The 18,043-nt window shown below is 69.9% G+C and carries 13 protein-coding genes; 5 read left to right on the forward strand and 8 right to left on the reverse strand.

Annotated features, from left to right (window positions below; all coding sequences use genetic code 11):
• Nucleotides 1–29 precede the first annotated feature (29 nt).
• The 4 genes from IE321_RS03370 to IE321_RS03385 form a co-directional block, all read right to left on the reverse strand.
• Nucleotides 30–1,394, reverse strand: a complete 1,365-nt coding sequence (locus tag IE321_RS03370; RefSeq protein ID WP_190221679.1) for a glycoside hydrolase family 30 protein — start codon at nt 1,392–1,394, stop codon at nt 30–32.
• 69 nt (nt 1,395–1,463) lie between these two features.
• Nucleotides 1,464–2,294, reverse strand: coding sequence for a carbohydrate ABC transporter permease (locus IE321_RS03375; RefSeq protein ID WP_190221680.1), 831 nt, complete (start codon nt 2,292–2,294; stop codon nt 1,464–1,466).
• A complete protein-coding gene (locus IE321_RS03380) occupies nt 2,291–3,274 on the reverse strand; it encodes a carbohydrate ABC transporter permease (RefSeq protein ID WP_190221681.1) in 984 nt (327 codons plus the stop codon). Before IE321_RS03380 ends, IE321_RS03375 begins: the two co-directional genes overlap by 4 nt.
• Nucleotides 3,267–4,556, reverse strand: a complete 1,290-nt coding sequence (locus tag IE321_RS03385) for an extracellular solute-binding protein (RefSeq protein WP_190221682.1) — start codon at nt 4,554–4,556, stop codon at nt 3,267–3,269. The genes IE321_RS03380 and IE321_RS03385 overlap by 8 nt, the downstream gene beginning before the upstream one ends.
• 227 nt (nt 4,557–4,783) lie before the next feature.
• On the opposite strand from IE321_RS03385, the gene IE321_RS03390 reads away from it, so the two are divergent.
• The 5 genes from IE321_RS03390 (at nt 4,784) to IE321_RS03410 (ending at nt 12,396) form a co-directional block, all read left to right on the forward strand.
• Entirely contained in the window at nt 4,784–5,797 is a 1,014-nt protein-coding gene (locus tag IE321_RS03390) for a LacI family DNA-binding transcriptional regulator (RefSeq protein WP_190221683.1), read from the forward strand.
• 10 nt (nt 5,798–5,807) lie between these two features.
• Nucleotides 5,808–8,027 carry a beta-glucosidase gene (locus IE321_RS03395; RefSeq protein WP_190221684.1) on the forward strand — a complete coding sequence of 740 codons (2,220 nt, stop codon included), beginning with the start codon at nt 5,808–5,810 and terminating at the stop codon, nt 8,025–8,027.
• Complete coding sequence (locus tag IE321_RS03400) at nt 8,024–9,499, forward strand: glycoside hydrolase family 43 protein (RefSeq protein WP_190221685.1); 1,476 nt, start codon at nt 8,024–8,026, stop codon at nt 9,497–9,499. The genes IE321_RS03395 and IE321_RS03400 overlap by 4 nt, the downstream gene beginning before the upstream one ends.
• Nucleotides 9,500–9,839: 340 nt before the next feature.
• Nucleotides 9,840–11,288 carry an endo-1,4-beta-xylanase gene (locus IE321_RS03405; RefSeq protein WP_190221686.1) on the forward strand — a complete coding sequence of 483 codons (1,449 nt, stop codon included), beginning with the start codon at nt 9,840–9,842 and terminating at the stop codon, nt 11,286–11,288.
• Between the two features lie 94 nt (nt 11,289–11,382).
• Nucleotides 11,383–12,396 carry an RICIN domain-containing protein gene (locus IE321_RS03410; protein WP_190221687.1) on the forward strand — a complete coding sequence of 338 codons (1,014 nt, stop codon included), beginning with the start codon at nt 11,383–11,385 and terminating at the stop codon, nt 12,394–12,396.
• 53 nt (nt 12,397–12,449) lie between these two features.
• On the opposite strand, the gene araD is transcribed toward IE321_RS03410, so the two are convergent.
• The 4 genes from araD to IE321_RS03430 all read right to left on the reverse strand — a co-directional run bounded on the left by araD (nt 12,450) and on the right by IE321_RS03430 (nt 17,947).
• Nucleotides 12,450–13,163, reverse strand: coding sequence for an L-ribulose-5-phosphate 4-epimerase AraD (gene araD / locus IE321_RS03415; protein ID WP_190221688.1), 714 nt, complete (start codon nt 13,161–13,163; stop codon nt 12,450–12,452).
• Between the two features lie 44 nt (nt 13,164–13,207).
• Nucleotides 13,208–14,716, reverse strand: coding sequence for an L-arabinose isomerase (araA, locus tag IE321_RS03420; RefSeq protein ID WP_190221689.1), 1,509 nt, complete (start codon nt 14,714–14,716; stop codon nt 13,208–13,210).
• Between the two features lie 65 nt (nt 14,717–14,781).
• Nucleotides 14,782–16,488 carry a ribulokinase gene (gene araB, locus IE321_RS03425; RefSeq protein ID WP_190221690.1) on the reverse strand — a complete coding sequence of 569 codons (1,707 nt, stop codon included), beginning with the start codon at nt 16,486–16,488 and terminating at the stop codon, nt 14,782–14,784.
• 412 nt (nt 16,489–16,900) lie between these two features.
• Nucleotides 16,901–17,947, reverse strand: a complete 1,047-nt coding sequence (locus tag IE321_RS03430) for a LacI family DNA-binding transcriptional regulator (RefSeq protein ID WP_190221691.1) — start codon at nt 17,945–17,947, stop codon at nt 16,901–16,903.
• Nucleotides 17,948–18,043 lie beyond the last annotated feature (96 nt).

Consider the following 18,043-nt stretch of genomic DNA (forward strand, 5'->3'; position numbering starts at 1 on the left):
CATGGGTGACTCCTCGGGTGAGGGAGGGCTCAGTCGAGAACGATCGTCGTGAGCGCGCGCGGGGCGAGCCTGGTCGTGAGGGTCGTGCCGCGGGTGGAGACCACGTCCGCCGGGGTGATCGAGCGGGTCCCGTCGGTCACGTAGGCGTCGGGCTGCCGGTCGTGCCCACCGCGAAGGGTGAACTCGGCGCTCTTCTCGGTGGTCGCGGTGTTGAGGATCTCGATGACTCGGCGGCCGTCGGTGTTGCGGAAGGCGGTGACGCTCAGGGCCGGGTCGGCGTTCGTGACCGGTACGCGGACGGCGCCGGGGCGGATGAAGCGGCTGAAGGCGGCCAGCGCCCAGTACCGCTTCGACACCCGGTAGTCGTCGCCGGGGTCGGCGAGCTGGATCAGCCCCCGGGTCGCGCCGAGGGACGCGCCGGTCCAGTAGACGTAGGCGTTGGCGTTGCCGACGGTCAGGGTGTTCTGGATGTCGGCGGCGACGGTGAGACCGTCGTAACCGCTGCCGTCGTCCCAGTTCTCGTTCCAGGTGGTGCCGTCCGGTGACCATTCGGACATCCACACGTGCTTGCCGGTCGGCTGCGGGACCGTGGTCGCACCGCTGTAGCGGTGGCCGGTGATGGTCCGCACGGCCTTGTCGGCCTCCGGGTCCGCCTCGATCGCCTCGGTGAAGGCGACCTGCCGGTCCCAGCCCGCGGCGTCGCAGCAGACCAGTTCCGTCTTCAGTCCGGAGGTGCGGACGGTCGGTCCGAGCACCTTGAGGAAGTCGACGGCCTGCTGCGGGGTGAAGCGCATCGAGGCGTAGGTCGCCGTCCAGTCGGGTTCGTTGGTGAACCCCAGGTCGGTGATCCCGATGCCTTCCCGCTGGTAGAACTTGGCGTACTTCACGAGGTAGTTCGCGTAGGCCTGACGCCATGCGGGCAGGAGCTCGCCGCCGTCGTTCTCGCTGCCGTTGGTCTTCATGAAGGCCGGGGCGCTCCAGGCGTCGGCGTAGAACCTTTTGACGCCGTACGCCTTGGCCTCCTTGGCCAGCCAGACCTGACCGCCGTCCCAGCCGTCCCAGACGTACTCCGGGGTGGCGTCCGGCCCCCCGGGGTCGGTGGGCAGGATCGTCGGCATGTGGTCGTAGACCCGGTCGGTCGAGGATCCGATGCCCAGGCGCAGGATCGACAGACCCGCGCCCTTCTCCTTGCTGAGCAGCAGGTCGAGGACCTCGCGCTGCTTGGCGGGGCCGAGGCCGCGGGCGCCGTGCAGCAGGTCGGCGCGCTGGAAGGCCATGGAGAAGCCGAATCCGTCGATGGGCTGGAGTTCGGCCCGGAAGTCGATGCCGAGGCGGGCGAGGTGGGCCGGGGGGCGCGCGGAGTCGGCAGCCGCCTGTGATGTGAGCGCTAACATTGTGGCGGCTGTCAGGGCGGTCAGGCGTTTCACAGAGTCTCCTCGGGGGTGGAGGTCACGCGGTACGGGTCAGCCCTTGGTCGCGCCGGCGGTGAGGCCGCCGATCAGCTGGCGCTCCGCGACGGCGTAGAAGGCGAGGGCGGGGACCATGGCGAGCACGATGTACGCGAGGACCAGCGCGAAGTCGGTCGAGTACTGGCCCTGGAACTGCTGGACGCCGACCGGGACCGTCTGCCACTTCGGGTCGTTGAACACCAGCAGCGGCAGGAAGAAGTTGTTCCAGCTCGCGACGACCGCGAGCACGGAGACCGTGCCGAGCGCGGGGCGCGCCATCGGCAGCAGGATCTGCCAGAAGAAGCGGAACTTCCCGCAGCCGTCCATGGTGGCGGCCTCCTCGATCTCCGCCGGGATGGTCCGGAAGAAACCGCGCAGGATCACGATCGTCATGGGAAGACCGAAAGCCGCCTGCGGGAGGATCACTCCGAGCGGATTGTCGAGCAGACCGAAGGTCCGCAGCATGAGGAAGAGCGGCAGGACGGCCACCGCGAACGGGAACATCAGCCCGATGGTGAAGAGCGTATAGAACAACTCCCTTCCGCGGAAGGCATATCGCGCCAGAACGAAAGCCGCCATCGCGGAGGCCACCACGGTACAGATCGTCGTACCGATCGCGATTCCCGCGCTGTTGGCGATCTGCCGCCAGAACATTCCGTCGCCGAGAATTCCGGTGTAATTGCCGATCTTCCAGTGCTCCGGAAGTCCGAAGGGGTTGTTCGTCAGCTCCGCCGTGCTCTTGAAACCGGATATCACCGCGTAGAGCAGGGGTACGGCGACGAACGCGGAGATCAGCCAGACCACGGCGTGCAGCGACAGGCCGCGTACTGTCCGGCGGGCGTTCATCGGCCACCTCCCGAGGTAACGGCCCCGGTCAGATCGCGGCGGAGCACATACCGCTGGTAGAAGAGGGAGAAAACGAGACTGATCATGAACAGCACGACGCTGATCGCGCTGGCGTAGCCGACCTGGTACCGCTTGAACCCGAACTGGAACATCGCGATGGCCATCGTCTCGGAGGAGTGGTTGGGCCCGCCGGCGGTCATGACCCAGACGAGGTCGAAGAGCTGGATGGACCCGATGATCGACAGGAACACGCTGATCCGGATCGTCGGCCCGAGCAGCGGCAGCGTGATGTGCCGGAAGCGCTGCCAGGCACCGGCCCCGTCGATGGAGGCGGCTTCGAGGATCTCGGACGGGATGCTCTGCAGCCCGGCGAGGAACAGCATCATGTGGAAGCCGAAGTACTTCCAGATCATGACGACGAACAGGGTCGGCATGACCGTCGAGGGATCGGCGAGCCACTTGCCCTGGAGGCCCTCCAGGCCGAAGAAGCCGGCGAGGTGGTCGGCCATGCCCGCGCCGGGCAGGAAGATCATCGTGAAGAGGACCGCCGTGACGACCTCGGAGAGGATGTACGGCGCGAAGAACAGCATCCGGTACACGGCCCGGCCGCGGAGCTTCTGGTTGAGCAGGACCGCGGTGAACAGGGCGAACGGCAGCTGCACCAGGACCGACATGAGGATCAGGTACAGTCCGCGCCCCAGGTCGCCGAGGAAGACCTGGTCGTCGAAGAGCTTGGTGTAGTTCCCGAAGCCGACGAAGTCGTCCATGGGGCCGATCCCGCCCCATTTGAAGAAGCCGGTCCAGACGGCGACGACGATCGGGGCGAGGACGAAGACGAGGAAGAGGACCAGGGCCGGTACGAGGAACCAGGCCACGGACGCCCAGGCCGCCCAACGACGGCAACCCGATGAGGACTTGGGCGGCGGGGGCGCGGCCTCCTCCGTCCGTTCCTCGGTCAGGGTGGACACGGAACTAGGCACTCTTCGCAGCCTCGGTGATCGCGGCCGCGACCTGCTCGGGCGTCTTCTTGCCCGCTATGAGGTCGGCGACGCTGTCGTTGACCTCCTGGCCGACCGCCGGCGGGTACGCCTGGTCGAGGAAGAGCTGGAAGCCCGTCGCCTTGACCAGGGCCTCGGCCACCACCTTCTTGTTGGTGTCGGTGAGCTGGCTCTCCGCACCCTTGACCACGGGCAGGTAGCCGTTGGAGGCGAGGAGCTTGGACTCGTTGTCGAGGACGAAGAACTTCAGGAAGTCCAGTGCCTCCTTCGGAGCGCCCTTGCGCAGCGCGAAGCCGCCGCCACCGCCGAACACCTCGGTCGCCTGTCCCACACCGCCGTCGACCGTCGGGAAGGGGAAGAAGCCCAGGTCCGCTCCGAGGTCGGCGCCCGCGTCCTTCTGCACCGACGGTCCCCACTGGCCCATCAGCTCCATGGCGGCCTTGCCGTTGCCCATGGACGCGGCCTGGCCGCCCGGGGTGGCGTACCCGGCTCCGAGGAAGCCCGGCTGGAACGGCTGGAGGTCGACGAGCTCCTTGAGGTGGGCGCCCGCCTTGACGAAGCCGGGGTCGGTGAAGTCCTTGGAGGTCGCGGCCTTCTGGAGGGCGGGGAGGCCGGCGACGCGCATCGCGAGGTAGGCCCAGTAGTAGTGGCCCGGCCACTTCTCCTTGCCCGCGAGCGCGATCGGGGTGACGCCCGCGGCCTTGAGCTTCCTGACGGCGCCGAGGAACTCGGCCCAGGTGGCGGGCGGAGCGGCGATGCCCGCCTTGGCGAAGAGCTTCTTGTTGTACCAGAAGCCGACCATGCCGATGTCGTACGGGACTCCGTAGGTCCGGCCGTCGATCTGGTAGGCCTGGAGCGAGACCGGCGTGAGCTTGCCCGACCAGTCGAGCAGGTCGGTGATGTCCTCGACGAGGCCCGCGTCGACCTGCTGCTGCAGCACGCCGCCGCCCCAGGTCTGGTAGACGTCGGGGAGCTTGCCCGAGGAGGTGGTGGCGGTCAGCTTGGACTTGAACGCCTCGTTCTCCAGCGAGGTCGTGTTGATCGCGATCTTCGGGTGCGCCTTCGTGAACGCCGTGGAGATCTCCGGAAAGAGGGACTTGCCCGGCTCCGTCGTGGCGATGTTCCACCAGTCGAACGTCACCTTGCCGTCGGCCGCCCCGCCGCCCGATCCACCGGACCCACAGGCCGCCGTCATGGACACGGACAGTGCGGCCATGCCGGCGAGCGTCAGGAAGCTGCGCCGGCTCGGGGTGGTGCTGGCCATGGGACCTCCATGAGGGGGATGCGCTCGAAAATTTTTCGAAAGACTCTCGAATTACGTGGTGCCATAAACTAGGAACGACGGACAGCACGGTCAAGACTTCTCACCGATTTATCTCGGAAACCCCGCTGCAACACGGGTCTTGACAGGCCGTCACGTCACCAAGAAACTCTTCGAAAGTTTGCGAAATCTGTCGTCGCACCGGCCGACGGCGTCGAAGAGGAGAGAAGTTGAGCGAGCAGCGGACGACTCTGGCGGTCATCGCCGCGGAGGCGGGGGTCTCCCAGGCCACCGTCTCCAAGGTGATCAACGGCCGCTCCGACGTCGCGCCCTCGACGCGCCGACGGATCGAGGCTCTGCTGCGATCCCACAACTACCTCCAGCCCGGACGGCAGAACAGGACGCGCAGATCGGGCCTCGTCGACCTGATCATCGGCGGCCTGGACAGTGCCTGGGCGGTGGAGATCCTCCGCGGCGTCGAGGCCGAGTGCGCCGGCCGGGGCATCGGCACCGTCGTGTCGCTCGTCCTGCCGGGCGAGGCCACGCCGTCGAGCTGGTCCGCGGTGCCGGTCCAGCACCACAGCGACGGCGTCATCCTCGTCACCGCCTCCGTCACCGCGGCGCAGCGCGCCCAGGTCGAGCGGGGCGGGGTGGCGCTGGTCGTCATCGACCCGATCGACCTGCCGGACAACGGTGTGCCGAGTATCGGCGCGACCAACTGGGCCGGCGGACTCGCCGCCACCGAACACCTGCTTGAGCTGGGGCACCGCAGGATCGCCGCGATCGGCGGGCGCAAGGAGATGCTCTGCAGCCAGGCCCGCATCGACGGCTACCGGACGGCCCTGGAGCGGGCCGGGATCGAGTTCGACCGCGACCTCATCCGGTTCGGCGACTTCCAGCACGAAGGCGGATTCCGGTGCGCGCGCGAGCTGCTCGCCCTCCCCGAGCCGCCCACGGCCGTCTTCGCGGGCAGCGACCAGCAGGCGATGGGCGTCTACGAGGCCGCTCGGCAGGCCGGGCTGAGCATCCCGCGGGACCTCAGCGTGGTCGGTTTCGACGACCTGCCGATGTGCGACTGGCTGTCGCCGCCGCTGACGACGGTGCGTCAGCCGCTGGAGGAGATGGGCCGGCTCGCGGCTCGCACGCTCTTCCAGCTTCTGGAGGACCAGCCCCTGGTCAGCCCCCGGATGGAGCTGTCGACCGAACTCAAGGTCCGCGTCTCCACCGCCCCACCCCGTTCTTAGGAGCACCCCCGTGACCGAGCCTTGGCGTGACCCCCTCCTGCCCGCTGCCGTCCGAGTCGCCGATCTGCTGAGTCGGATGTCGCTGGAGGAGAAGGCGGGTCAACTCGCCGGCTTCTGGGCCCTGCCGTCCGATCCGGGAGCGCCGGTGGCGCCGATGGAGGACGATTCCGGCGAACCGGCGCCCGGCCTCGACGACATCATCGGGCAGGGTCTCGGCCAGCTCACCCGGGTGTTCGGGACGGCGCCGATCGCCGCGGAGACCGGCATGGAGCGGCTCGCCGCGCTCCAGACGCAGGTGACGAAGGCCGGCCGGTTCGGCATTCCGGCCCTCGCGCACGAGGAGTGTCTGACCGGGTTCATGACGCTCGGGGCCACGGTCTTCCCCGGGCCGCTCGCCTGGGGCGCGTCCTTCGATCCCGGGCTCGTGCGGCGGATGGCCGCCGCCATCGGCGACGGGATGCGGCGGGTCGGCGTCCACCAGGGGCTCGCTCCGGTGCTCGACGTGGTCCGCGACTACCGGTGGGGCCGTACCGAGGAGTGCGTGGGCGAGGACCCGTATCTCGTCGGCGCGATCGGCACCGCGTACGTCCAGGGTCTGGAGGGCGCGGGCATCGTGGCGACGCTCAAGCACTTCGCCGGGTACTCGTCCTCGCGCGGCGGCCGGAACATGGCCCCGGTCGCCGTGGGGCCGCGCGAGTTCGCCGACGTGCTGGTCGAGCCCTTCGTCCGGGCGCTGCGCGAGGGCGGTGCCAGGTCGGTGATGAACAGTTACACCGACGTGGACGGCGTCCCCGTCGCCGCCAACAAGCGGCTCCTCACCGGGCTCCTCAGGGACGAGCTCGGCTTCGACGGCACCGTCGTCGCCGACTACTACTCGGTCTCCTTCCTGGAGTCCCGGCACGGCGTCGCCGGATCGCGGGGCGCGGCCGGCGCGCTGGCGCTGACCGCCGGAATCGACATCGAGCTGCCCACGGCCCGCTGTTACGGCGAGCCGCTGACCGCACTCGTCCGCTCGGGAGATCTGTCCGAGGCGCTCGTCGACCGGGCCGTGGAGCGGGTGCTGCTGCAGAAGGCCGAGCTCGGCCTGCTCGACCCCGACTGGGAACCCGTCAAGCCCGAGCCGGTCGACCTCGACCCGCCGGAGAACCGGGCGCTGGCCAGGATCCTGGCCGAGCGGTCCACGGTGCTGCTCGCCAACGACGGCATCCTGCCGCTGCGGCCGTGCCGGGTCGCGGTCACCGGGCCGTACGCGGACGATCCGCACGCCTTCCTCGGCTGCTACTCCTTCCCGAACCACGTCGCACTCCCCGGCGATCCCGGGGTGGAGATCCCGACGCTCGGCGAAGCGCTCGCCGCCGCCGGGTTCACGGTCACCGAGGAGGACCCGGAGGTGAACGTGCTGGTACTCGGCGACCGGGCCGGCATGTTCGGCCGGGGCACCTCGGGCGAGGGCTGCGACGCCGAGACCCTCGACCTGCCGGGCGACCAGGCCGCGCTCGCCGCCGAGGTCCTCGACTCCGGGGTGCCGACCGTCCTGGTCCTCGTCTCCGGACGCCCCTACGCGCTCGGCTCGCTCGCCGACCGGGCGGCGGCCGTCGTCCAGGCCTTCTTCCCCGGCGAGGAGGGCGGGACGGCGCTGGCCCGGATCATCAGTGGGGCCGCAGAACCGGGCGGGCGGCTCCCCGTCTCCCTCCCCCGCCAGGTCGGCGGTCAGCCCGGCACCTACCTGCACTCGGCGTTGGGCGGTCCGACCGACTGGAGCTCGGTGGACCCTACGCCGCTGTTCCCTTTCGGACACGGACTGAGCTGGACCAGCTTCGCCTACTCGGATCTCTCCGTGGATCCCGTCGCCGCGACGGACGGAGCCGTCTCCGTCGCGGTCACCGTGCGCAACGTGGGCGAGGTCACCGGGACGGAGGTGGTCCAGCTCTACCTGTCGGACCCCGAGGCGTCCGTCGTCCGGGCGAGACGCTGGCTCGCCGGATTCGGCAGGGTCGAGCTGCGGCCGGGCGAGGCCGCCCGGATCACCTTCTCCGTCCACGCCGACCGGACCTCTTTCACCGGGATCGACCTGCGCAGGAGAGTGGAGCCCGGAGAGATCGGCGTGGCCGTCGGACGGTCCAGCGGCGATCTGCCGCTCCAGGGGTCCTTCACCCTGCACGGCCCCGTACGTCACCCGGGGGCCGACCGGGTCCTGTCCGTCCCGGTCGAGATCGTGCCGGTGTCGTGAGCGCGACGTTCGGCGATCCCGTGCTGCCGGGGTTCCGGCCCGACCCGTCCGTCTGCCGGGTAGGGGCGGACTACTACCTGGTGACGTCCAGCTTCGAGTGGTTCCCGGGGCTTCCCCTGTTCCACAGCCGCGATCTCGTGAACTGGCGACGTCTCGGCTCCGCGCTGGACCGGCCGTCCCAGCTCGACCTCGACGGGTGCGAGCCCTCACGCGGCCTGTTCGCGCCGACGATCCGGCACCATGACGGGCTCTTCCACCTCGTCTGCACGCTGATGGACGGCCCCGGCCATTTCGTCGTCACGGCGGCCGACCCGGCAGGGCCGTGGTCGGAACCGCACTGGCTGGAAGGAGAGGGCTTCGACCCCTCGCTGTTCTTCGACGACGGGCCGGACGGTGACGGCCGGGCCTGGTTCACCGCCGCCCGCGTCCTGGACGAGGCCGCCGGCCGCACCGAGATCTGGACGCGTGAGTACCTTCCCCGCGAACGACGGCTCACGGGACCCGAACACGTCCTGTGGTCGGGAAGCCGGCCGGGCGCACGCTGGTCGGAGGCCCCGCACCTCTACCGGATCGACGGTACCTATCTCCTGCTCACCGCGGAGGGCGGCACCGATGTGGACCACAGCGTGGTGGCCGCCCGCGCCGACCACGTGACCGGCCCGTACGAGAGCTCCCCCGGCAATCCGGTTCTGCCTCCCGCCCGGAAGGGCCCCGTCACCTGCACCGGGCACGCCGACCTCGTGCGGACCCCGTGCGGCGACTGGCGGGCGGTCCTCCTGGGTGTCCGCCCGGGCTCCGCCATCGGACGCGAGACCTTCCTCAGCGGGGTTACCTGGAACGACGGTTGGCCGGTCTTCTCGCCCGTCGAGCACACCAGCCCCCGCCTCCGTCTCCACGACGACTTCGCCGCCCTCTCCACCGACTGGAGCACCCTGCGCACCCCACGTGCGCCGTTCTGGGCCACCGGCGACGGGCTCCGCCTCCGGCTCCGTCCCGAACGCCTCGGCGAACGCACCGTCCCGTCCCTCCTGGTCCGCCCGCAGGAACAGCCCGACTGCGACGTGTCCACCGAGCTGCGCTTCGCTCCCGCGGCACCGGGCGAACAGGCCGGCCTCGCCGTAGTCGTCGACGATGACACCCACCTCCTCTTCCTCCGCACCGAGGAAGGGCTCGTCCTCCGCCGCGGGCCCGAAGTCCTGGCGGGCGTCCCCATACCCCCGGGGCCCGTTCGCCTGGGGGTCCGCGTCCGGGGCTTCAGCCACACCTTCGCCCACGCGGCGCCCGACGGTGCCTGGCAGGACCTGGCCACCGTCGAAGCCACCTTCCTCACGCCGCTGTTCACCAGCGTCCAGCTCGGCCTCTACGCCACCTCCCACGGCCGCCCGTCCACGAACCAAGCCCATTTCGCGTGGTTCGACGTCACGTATCCGCACCGCCCGAAGGCGTGTGACATCGGCGAAACGGAAAGGTGATCCGCGCCGAGAACTCCTTTTGAGACAAGCGGCCCCTGTCGAAACAATTTCGACAGGGGCCGTTTCGTCGTCGCGCTCCAGAATTCTCTCAGCGGATCGCCAGAAAGGACCCCACAGGTCACCTCATCGAAAACTCTTCGAAACACTTGACATGGCCCTGACCTGTTTCCAGACTGAATCCCGAGGCGCCGCCGCCCTTTCACCTGCGCGTCGCGGCACCGGCCTCGAATCACTGCGCCCTGATGATCCGCGCCCTGTTTCGACGGACGCGGACATCGCCCCGCGGAATCCTTCCGCCGCGCTCGCTTCCATCCGTGATTTCCGTCCTGGAGGTCCATTCATGCGCTCACACCCCATTCCCCCGTCCACCGTCCGCCGGAAAATCGGCGGCCTGTGCGCGGCACTGATCGTCGGCGTCCTCGGTGCCGCCACCGTGCTGATGGCCCCGCCGGCCTCACACGCCGCCGAGAGCACGCTCGGCAGCGCTGCCGCGCAGAGCGGCCGGTACTTCGGCACCGCCATCGCCTCGGGAAGGCTCGGCGACTCGACGTACACGACGATCGCGAACCGCGAGTTCAACTCGGTGACGGCCGAGAACGAGATGAAGATCGACGCCACCGAGCCCCAGCAGGGCCAGTTCAACTTCACCGCCGGCGACCGCGTCTACAACTGGGCGGTGCAGAACGGCAAGCAGGTACGGGGCCACACGCTGGCCTGGCACTCCCAGCAGCCCGGCTGGATGCAGAACCTCAGCGGCGGCGCGCTGCGCCAGGCCATGACCAACCACATCAACGGCGTGATGGCCCACTACAAGGGCAAGATTCGCCAGTGGGACGTCGTGAACGAGGCCTTCGCCGACGGCAGTTCCGGAGCCCGGCGCGACTCCAACCTGCAACGCAGCGGCAACGACTGGATCGAGGTCGCCTTCCGCGCCGCACGCGCCGCCGACCCGGCCGCCAAGCTCTGCTACAACGACTACAACGTCGAGAACTGGACCTGGGCCAAGACCCAGGCCATGTACGCCATGGTCCGGGACTTCAAGCAGCGCGGCGTGCCCATCGACTGCGTCGGCTTCCAGTCCCACTTCAACAACGACAGTCCCTACAACAGCAACTTCCGCACCACCCTGCAGAGCTTCGCCGCCCTCGGCGTCGACGTGGCCATCACCGAACTCGACATCCAGGGCGCCTCGGGCACGACCTACGCCAACGTGACCAACGACTGCCTGGCCGTCCCGCGCTGCCTCGGCATCACCGTCTGGGGTGTCCGCGACACCGACTCCTGGCGAGCCGAGCACACGCCGCTCCTGTTCAACGGCGACGGCAGCAAGAAGCCCGCCTACTCCTCCGTTCTCAACGCGCTCAACTCCGGCTCCCCCGACCCCAACCCCACTCCGACCCCCTCCCCCGGCTCCGGACCGATCAAGGGAGTCGCCTCGGGCCGCTGCCTGGACGTACCCGGTGCGGCCACGACCGACGGCACCCAGGTCCAGCTGTGGGACTGCAACAACCGCACCAACCAGCAGTGGGCCCACACCGCCGCGGGTGAGCTCAGGGTCTACGGCGACAAGTGTCTGGACGCCGCCGGCACCGGCAACGGCGCCAAGGTCCAGATCTACAGCTGCTGGGGCGGCGACAACCAGAAGTGGCGCCTCAACTCCGACGGATCCATCGTCGGCGTCCAGTCCGGCCTCTGCCTCGACGCCGCTGCCAGCGGCACCGCCAACGGCACCCTGATCCAGCTCTACTCCTGCTGGAACAGCGGCAACCAGCGCTGGACCCGCACCTGACCTGCCACGGCGAAAGGGTGAACCGATGAAGACCTACGCTGCGGCAGCCCCCACCCCTCCATAAGGACATCGCTGGTGGTCGCGGTCAGCCGTCGTGGTGGCGGCCCTCACGCTCGGCACGCTCGTAGTGGCGAGGCCGACGCCCGCCGAGGCGGCGACGGTGGACACCAACGCCTCGTACGTCCTGGTCAACCGCAACAGCGGCAAGGCGGTGGAGGTGCAGGGTGCCTCCACCGCCGACGGCGGCAACGTCGTCCAGTACACCGACTGGGGCGGGGTCAACCAGCAATGGCAGATGGTCAAGCTGTCGTCCGGTGGCGGAGCCTGCGGCAGCGCCCCGACTCTGACCAGCGGTACACACACGATTCGGAGCAGCGGCAAGAGCCGCAGCTTCATCCTCAGGGTTCCCGCCGGCTACGACAACGCCCGTCCCTACCGGCTGATCTTCGCGTTCCACTGGCGGGGCGGAACCGCCGGCGAAGTCGCCTCGGGCGGAACGAGCGGAAACGCCTGGTCCTACTACGGTCAGCAGGAACAGTCGGACAACAGCGCGATCCTCGTCGCCCCCCAGGGCCTCGGCAACGGCTGGGCCAACTCGGGCGGTGAGGACGTCACCTTCGTCGACGACATGATCCGGCGCATCGAAGGCGGCCTCTGTGTCAACACGGCGCAGCGCTTCGCCACGGGGTTCAGCCGGGGCGGCGGCATGAGCTGCGCACTCGCATGCAGCCGGTCGAACGTCTCCAGGGCTGTCACGGTCATCTCCGGCGGCGAGATCAGCGGGTGCAGCGGCGGCACCCAGCCCATCGCCCACTCCGGAATCCACGGCATCGGCGACTCCGTCCTCGACGTCGTGCAGGGACGGTCCCTGCGCGACAGGTTCGTCCGCGCCAACGGCTGCACTCCGCAGAGCCCGCGCGAACCCGCGCCGGGCAGCCGGACGCACATCACCACCACCTGCTCCGGCTGCCGTGTCGGGTACCCGGTCCAATGGGCCGCGTTCGACGGAGGCCACATCCCCGGTCCGGTCGACGGCTCCTCCGGCGAGAGCGGCGTCGCGACCTGGACCAAGGGAGAGGTCTGGAGGTTCTTCGCACAGTTCCAGTGACACGCCCGCACCAGCGAGGGGAGCCAGGATGATCCTGGCTCCCCTCCGTGCGGTCAGACGGAGGGAGAATTGCCGTAGTAGGCGTCCGGGCCGTGCTTGCGTGTGAAGTGGCGGTCCAGGAGGTGCTGCGGAGGCTCGACCGTGCCCAGCGCGATGGTGTGGAGGGCCATCTCGGCCACCGCCTCGCAGATGATGCCGTGCTCCAGGGAGGCGGTGGCGTCGGCGCCCCAGGTGAAGGGGCCGTGGTGGGCGACCAGGGCACCGGGGACCTCGCGGGCCCGGGTGTCGTCACGGCCCAACAGGTCCACGATGACCTGGCCGGTGTTGTACTCGTAGTCCGTGGCGCACTGCTGGGGGGTGAGGGCCGCGGTGACGGGGACGGGACCGTTGAAGGTGTCCGCATGGGTGGTGCCGAGCACCGGTATCGGACGCCGGGCCTGGGCGAAGGCGACGGCGTGGGTGGAGTGCGTGTGGGTCACGCCTCCGATGGACGGGAAGGCCAGGTAGAGGCTGCGGTGCGTCTCCGTGTCGGTGGACGGTCGCAGGTGGCCCTCCACGACGCTTCCGTCGGACAGTGAGACGACGACCAGGTCCTCCTCGCTCAGCACGTCGTAGGCCACACCCGAGGGCTTGATGACGAAGACGCCGGCCTCCCGGTCGACTCCGCTCACGTTGCCCCAGGTGAGGGTGGCCAGACCGGCCCGGGGGATGCGGAGGTTGGCCTCCAGCACCTCCCGGCGCAGTTCCTTGGAGACGGCGGTGGTCACGGAGGGCTCCGTCCTCGTGGGGATGGATGGGGTGGCGGGGGTGCTCACAGGCTCTGGGCCAGACGGTGGTACGCCTGGTTCCAGCGCAGTTCGCGCGTGAAGGTCCGGACGGTGGTGTCCTCGTCGATGACGGCGAGTTCGGTCCGCAGCATCTCGGCGAGGTCTTCGAGCTCCTCGCCGCCGAGGGCGGTGGTCAGGACGGTGTGGTGCGGTGCTCCGGCCGTCAGCCAGGCCTCGGTGGAGGTGCGGAGATCGGGGCGGGGGCGCCAGACGGCCCGGGCGACGGGGAGCTTGGGCAGCGGCTCGGGCGGAGCGACGACGTCGATGTGGTTGGCGACGAGGCGGAACCGGTCGCCCATGTCGGCGAGACCGACGACGACGGCCGGACCGGGATCCGCGTCGAAGACGAGTCGGACCGGGTCCTCGCGTCCGCCGATCCCGAGCGCGTGGATCTCGCAGCTGGGCGTGGCCGTCGTGAGGGAGGGGCAGACCTCCAGCATGTGGGCGCCGAGGATGAGTTCCCGGCCTGGCGTGAGGTCGTACGTGTAGTCCTCCATGAAGGAGGTGCCGCCGGGCAGGCCGTGGGCCATCGCCTTCAGCGCGCGCAGCAGGGTGGAGGTCTTCCAGTCCCCTTCGCCGCCGAAGCCGTAGCCGTCCGCCATCAGGCGCTGCACGGCGAGGCCGGGCAGCTGGCGCAGGCCCCCGAGATCCTCGAAGTTGGTGGTGAAGGCGCGGAACCCGCCTTCCGTGAGGAAGGTGCGCAGACCCGCTTCGACGCGGGCGGCGTAGCGCAGGGATTCGTGGCGCTCGCCGCCGGGCCGCAGCTCTGGCGTGAGGGCGTAGAGGTCCTGGTACTCCTTGACGAGGGCGGTGACGGTGTCCTCTTCGGTGGCGTCGACCACGGCGACGAGGTCGTTGACGCCGTACGTGTTGACCGAGACCCCGAACCGCAGCTGCGCCTCGACCTTGTCGCCCTCGGTGACGGCGACGTCGCGCATGTTGTCGCCGAACCTGGCGAGTTTGAGGGTGGTGAGTTCGGAGCGGCCGACGGCGGCGCGGGCCCAGCCGGCGATGCGGTCGACGACGTCGGGGGCGGAGACGTGGCCGGCCACGGTCTTGCGCGGGACACCGAGGCGGGTCTGGACGAAGCCGAACTCGCGGTCGCCGTGGGCGGCCTGGTTCAGGTTCATGAAGTCCATGTCGATGGTGGACCAGGGCAGTTGGCGGTTGGCCTGGGTGTGCAGGTGGAGCAGGGGCTTGCTCAGGGCGTCGAGGCCGGCGATCCACATCTTGGCCGGGGAGAAGGTGTGCATCCAGGCGATGAGGCCGATGCAGCGGTCGTCGGCGTTGGCCTCCAGGCAGATCGCGCGGATGGCGGCCGCGTCGGTGAGGACCGGCTTCCACACCACGCGGACGGTCATCCGGGGCTGCCCGGCGAGGGTGCCGCAGATGGCACGGGACTGGTCGGAGACCTGGGCCAGGGTGTCGTCGCCGTAGAGGGCCTGGCTGCCGGTGAGAAACCAGATCTCGCGGTCGGGCTGGGCGAGCGTCATGTCGGGTGTGCTCCTCGGAGGTGCTGGGTCGGAGAGTTCGGGCCTACGGGGGGAGGCGGGCCCGGTCAGTCGGTGGTGGCGGCGCGTGCGGTGTTGCGGATCCGTCGCAGGCGGTGCAGGAGGAGGTCTGCTCCGGTACCGAAGTGGTCGTGCAGGGCGCGGTACTCCTGGAACAGCGCGTCGTAGGCGTCCGCCCGTGCGGGGTCGGGCACGTACGCATGGCGCTGGACGCCGCCCATGACGGCGGCGGCGGAGCGGACGTCGGGGTGGGCGCCCGCGGCGACGGCGGCGTGGATGGCGGAGCCGAGCGCCGGCCCCTGCTCGGAGGTGCCGAGGGACACGGGCCGGCGCAGCACGTCGGCGTAGATCCGCATGAGCAGCGTGTTCTTCCTCAGTCCACCGGTGACGATGAACTCCTCGACCGGGATCCCGGCGTTCTCGAAGGTCTCGACGATCATCCGGGTGCCGTAGACGGTGGATTCGAGCAGGGCCCGGTAGACGTCCTCGGGCCGGGTGTCGAGGGTGAGGCCGGCGATGACCCCGGAGAGGTGGTGGTCGACCAGGGTGGAGCGGTTGCCGTTCATCCAGTCCAGGGCGACCAGCCCGTGCGCGCCGACCGGCTGGTCCGCGGCCTTGCGGGTCAGGAGCTGGTGGAGGTCCTCGCCCGATGCCTCGGCCTCGGCGCGGTAGTGGTCCGGGACGCCCTGGCGGAGCCACCAGGCGAAGATGTCGCCGACCGCGCTCTGACCGGCCTCGTAACCGTAGGCACCCTCGACGACGCCTCCGTCGACGACCCCGCAGATGCCGGGGACTTCGGCGAGTGTGGCGCCGTTGAGTACGTGGCAGGTGGAGGTGCCCATGATGGCGAGCATCCGGCCGTTCTCCACGGCTCCCGCCGCGGGTGCGGCCACGTGGGCGTCGACATTGCCCGCCGCGACGGCGATGCCCTCGGGGAGACCGGTCCAGTGGGCGGCCCGGCTGCTCAGGGTGCCGACACGGGAGCCCAGCGGGGAGAGGGGATGCTCCAGGCGAGTGGCGGGGAAGTCGGCGAAGTCCGGGTGTAGTCCGGCGAGGAAGTCGGGCGAGGGGTAGGTCCCGTCCTGATGGATGCCTTTGTAGCCGGCTGTGCAGGTGTTGCGGGACTCGGTGCCGGTCAGCTGCCAGACGATCCAGTCGGCCGCCTCGATCCAGCGGGCGCAGGCGGCGTAGACGGCCGGGTCCTCTTCCAGGACCTGCAGGGCCTTGGCGTACTGCCACTCGGCGGAGATCTTGCCTCCGTACCGTGCGATCCACTTCTCGCCGCGTGCGTGAGCGAGGGCGTTGATGCGGTCGGCCTGGGGCTGGGCCGCGTGGTGCTTCCACAGTTTGGGCCAGGCGTGCGGTCGGTCGGCCCACTCGGGCGTCAGGGCGAGCGGGGTGCCGTCCGGGGCGGTCGGCAGAACCGTGCAGGCGGTGAAGTCGGTGGCGATGCCGATGACGCGGGCCGGGTCGATTCCGGCGTCGGCGAGCGCCGCCGGAACGGCGGTGCGCAGGACATCGCGCCAGTCCTCGGGGTGCTGTAGGGCCCAGTCGGGGGGCAGGGGGGCGCCGGCGGAGGGGAGGCGGTCCTCGATGACCGCGTGGCGGTACTCGTGGACCGCCGAACCGAGCTCTGCGCCGTCCCGGACCCTGACCACGACGGCGCGCCCCGAGAGGGTGCCGAAATCGACTCCGATGGTGCATGCCTCGGGGTGGTGAGGGGCTGCGGGGCCGGAAGGGATGTGTGTGGTCACGATGCGGTCTCTCTCGTCATGAACAGGGCCAGAGGAGCACCCTGATTGTTAACGCTCACAATTGACTTGGACAAGAGTTGCGTGCAGTTCTGTCAAACTTTCGGCAAGAAGAGGGGCTCTGAAGTGAGCGCTCACCTGGCTACCAGAGTCAGCTTCGGCGTCTCGACCGGCCCGGCGGGAGGGCTGAGCGGACGGAACGGTCGACGGAGCGCTGGCGCGGGCGGACCGACGCGCGTGCGCCGCCGGACGCCAGACATCAGGCGGCAGGCGGCAGACGGCAGACGGCAGACGGCAGACGGCAGCCCCCGACAGCCGACACAGCAGATACAGCAGATACAGCAGGCAGGAGACCAGTCACCGGCCTCCGCGTGAGGGCCGTCAGGAGGTCATAGCGAGAGCCCGGTCCCCCGCGTCAGGATTCGTTCGAGGGGCGCGTGCTCGCGCGCATGATGAGCTGCGGTTCCACCAGGAGGTGCTCGGCCTTCCGGGCGCGGCCCTCGATGTGGTTCACCAGGAGTCCGATGCTTTGGCGTCCGATGGCGGCGAAGTCCTGGCGGACCGTCGTCAGCGGCGGCGGGAAGTACTCGGCCTCCGGGATGTCGTCGAAGCCGGCGACGGCGACCTGTCCGGGGGTGCGGATCCCGGTCTCGCGCAGCGCCCGCAGGACGCCGAGCGCCATCTGGTCGTTGGCGACGAAGACGGCCGTGACCGGTGTCGCCCCGCGGCGGGCCAGGGCGAGTCCTGCGAGTTCCTGCCCCGCCCGGTACCCGGACAGCGGGCTCCAGTCGCCCGTCAGGACGCGCGGAGGGCGGATGCCGTTCTCCTCCAGGACGGTACGCCAGCCGGCGGTGCGGGCCTCGCTCTCCAGCCAGTCGTCGGGACCCGCCACGTGCCACACGGTCTCGTGCCCGGCGGCGAGCAGGTGTTCCGTGACCATGCGGGCGCCGAGCTCCTGATCCAGGGAGACGCCGGGCAGGTCGAGCTGGTGGCCCCCCTCCACGGTGACCACGGGGAAGGGCGCGTCCAGCTCGGCGAGCGCCTGCACGTGCGAGCGTTGCGGGGTGATGGCGACGACGCCCTCCACACCCCAGGACGCGAGGTGGTCGACGGCGTCCTTGAGCCCCTGCCCCTCCCCGGTGCGGAGGCTGACGGTCGAGACGAGGTAGCCCTGCTCCCGGGCCGCCTCCTCCAGGCCGGTCAGGGTGCTGGCAGGGCCGTACAGGGCGGTGTTGACGGCGATGACACCCAGCGTCCTCGTGCGGCGCGTCACCAGGGCGCGTGCCGCGGAGTTGCGACGGTAGCCCAGCCGTTCGATGGCCAGGGTGACCTGTTCCCGCGTGGCCGCGCGCACGTTGGGGTGATCGCTCAGCACCCGGGAGACGGTCTGGTGGGAGACCCCCGCCTCTCGTGCGACGTCGGCCATCGTCGGCGGGCGGACGTCTTCCGCGGGATGCGCCACGTTCGCCTCCCTTCTCCCTGCTTACGGCTGTGTATCGATACGAGAAAAACCTTAGCGCCTCTTGTATCACGCTGTTGTGAGCGCTAACAATCAACC

It is taken from the genome of Streptomyces hydrogenans (assembly GCF_014656075.1).
Lineage (GTDB): Bacteria > Actinomycetota > Actinomycetes > Streptomycetales > Streptomycetaceae > Streptomyces > Streptomyces hydrogenans.

Coding starts and splice junctions, on each gene's coding strand:
- IE321_RS03370 (WP_190221679.1), bottom strand. CDS start 1,394: ATGTTAGCGCTCACATCACAGGCGGCTGCCGACTCCGCGCGCCCCCCG.
- IE321_RS03375 (WP_190221680.1), bottom strand. CDS start 2,294: ATGAACGCCCGCCGGACAGTACGCGGCCTGTCGCTGCACGCCGTGGTC.
- araA (WP_190221689.1), bottom strand. CDS start 14,716: ATGACGCTCGCCCAGCCCGACCGCGAGATCTGGTTTCTCACCGGCAGC.
- IE321_RS03405 (WP_190221686.1), top strand. CDS start 9,840: ATGCGCTCACACCCCATTCCCCCGTCCACCGTCCGCCGGAAAATCGGC.
- IE321_RS03385 (WP_190221682.1), bottom strand. CDS start 4,556: ATGGCCAGCACCACCCCGAGCCGGCGCAGCTTCCTGACGCTCGCCGGC.